The following is a 1,877-nucleotide window of genomic DNA, read 5'->3' as shown; positions in this document are numbered from 1 at the left end:
AGGCACTGCGTGTGCTCCATGCGGTGGCCCGGACGGACGGGCCGCACCGGCTCGGCGACATCGCGGAGTACTCCGGTGTCCCGAAGGCGACCGCACACCGGGTGCTCGCCACCCTCGTCGAGGAGGGGTACGCGGCGGCGGACGGCGAGGGCCGCTACGGCAGCGGCGTCCAGCTGCACGCCCTGGCCGCGCAGGTCCTCGCGGACGACTCCGTGGGCATCGAGGCGGTCCTGCGCACCCTCCAGCAGCGACTCGGCCAGGCCGTCCACCTCGCCGTGCTCAGCGGGGACCACGCGACGTACACGCACAAGGTCGACCCCGGGCACGCGTACCGGATCGCCACCGACGTCGGGACCCCGCTCCCGCTGCACGCGACGGCCGCGGGCAAGGCCCTGCTCGCCCATCTGCCCCCGGCCGAGGCGTCCGACATCCTCGACCGCACGGGGCTGCCCGCCCGCACGCCGCGCACGCACACGGACCGCGTGGCGCTCGACGCGGAGCTCGCCGCGATCCGCGACGCCGGGTACGCGACGGACTACGAGGAGGCGGACGACTCCATCTGCTCGCTGGCCGCGCCGGTGCTCGACGCCGACGGCACGGCCGTGGGCGCGGTGTCCGTCTCGTCGCTGACCTTCCTGGTCCCCGAGGCCCAACTGCCCGAGTTCGCACCGGCCGTCCGGCAGGCCGCGCAGGACGTGTCCCGGCGCCTGTGAGCCGGGGCGCCCGTCAGGACGCGGTGCCGGTCCGGGACCGTACGTGCAGATGCGCCGGCGCGGGGTGCCGCGGGGCCGGCGGCAGGATCTCCGCCAGGACGTAGCCCGCCTTGCGGGCGACGGCGCAGGACGCCGCGTTGTCCACGTCGTGGATCAGGTCCAGCCGGTCGAGCCGCGGGCCCCGCGACGCGGAGAACGCCCAGTCCGTGATCAGGCCGACGGCCCGCGCAGCGAGCCCGCGCCCGCGGGCCCGCGCCCCGATCCAGTAGCCGACCTCGCCGACCGGGACGGTGGGGTCGGGGCGCTTGAGCACGAGGTGGCCGACGACGGCCCCGTCCAGGAGGACGGCGAGCGGGGTGCGCTCCCCCGTGACCGCGCCCGCGCGCTGCCGCGCGATCCACTCCCGCGCCGCCGCCGTGTCCGGTGCCCGGTGCGAGGTCCAGCGGCGCAGGTCCGGGTCGTCGAGGAGGCCGGGCAGCACGGCGGCGTCGGCCGGGGCCCAGGGACGCAGCGTCAGATCCGCCGCGCCGAGGTGGAGTTCCGTCACGCCCGCACCGCTCCGATCCGTCCGGTCCGCCGGTCCCCCGCGCCGGTCGCGTCGGGCGGTCCGGCGGGTCCGGCGCTGCCGGTTCCGGTAGGTCGGCAGCCTATGCGAAGGGCGGGCGGGAGTGTGAGGACGGGGCCTGGGGCCTGCGGTCAGACGTGCAGGGCCGCGGGGAAGTCGGTCCAGCGCAGCTCGTCCGGCAGATGGCTGACGTCGTTGAGGACGAGCACGCCGGGGACGCGGCCCGGGGCGTAGCGGATGACGGTGAGCGCGGCGTTGCCCGGGTTCAGCCCCAGCCAGCGCCAGACGGGCGCGTCCAGCGCGTCCCGGACGAACCAGCCGACGAGGAAGCTGTGCGTCACGACGAGCTCGTACCGGTCGGCGCCACCGCCGGTGACGGGTCCGGTGAACCGGTCGAGCGCCTCGCGGGCGAGCCGCGCCCCCTCACGCGCCTCCTGCGGCCCGACCTCGGCGAGGTGTCCGAGGTAGAAGTCGGCGTGCTCGTCAGGCAGTTCGGCGCGCTCGGGCAGATGGGGCACGTAGTCCCCGGCCGCGTCGCAGACCCGCAGCGGCACGTGGTCGCCGAGCTGTGCACCGACGAGCCGGGCGGTCTGCGCGGC

The 1,877-nt window shown here is 76.7% G+C and carries 3 protein-coding genes; 1 reads left to right on the top strand and 2 read right to left on the bottom strand.

Annotated features, from left to right (window positions below; genetic code table 11):
- On the top strand, positions 1-713 hold a 713-nt coding region (locus GTW43_RS36120), incomplete at its 5' end, for an IclR family transcriptional regulator (RefSeq protein ID WP_161306204.1).
- A gap of 13 nt (positions 714-726) precedes the next feature.
- Here the strand turns inward: GTW43_RS36120 and GTW43_RS36115 are convergent.
- Together GTW43_RS36115 and GTW43_RS36110 are read right to left on the bottom strand one after the other, a co-directional pair.
- Entirely contained in the window at positions 727-1,260 is a 534-nt protein-coding gene (locus tag GTW43_RS36115; RefSeq protein WP_161306203.1) for a GNAT family N-acetyltransferase, read from the bottom strand.
- Between the two features lie 149 nt (positions 1,261-1,409).
- Positions 1,410-1,877, bottom strand: a 468-nt coding sequence (locus GTW43_RS36110) for a histidine phosphatase family protein (protein ID WP_161306202.1), incomplete at its 5' end; no start/stop codon positions are given.

The organism is Streptomyces sp. SID5785, from assembly GCF_009870065.1.
Lineage (GTDB): Bacteria > Actinomycetota > Actinomycetes > Streptomycetales > Streptomycetaceae > Streptomyces.
This window is presented reverse-complemented; position numbering and strand designations above follow the sequence as displayed.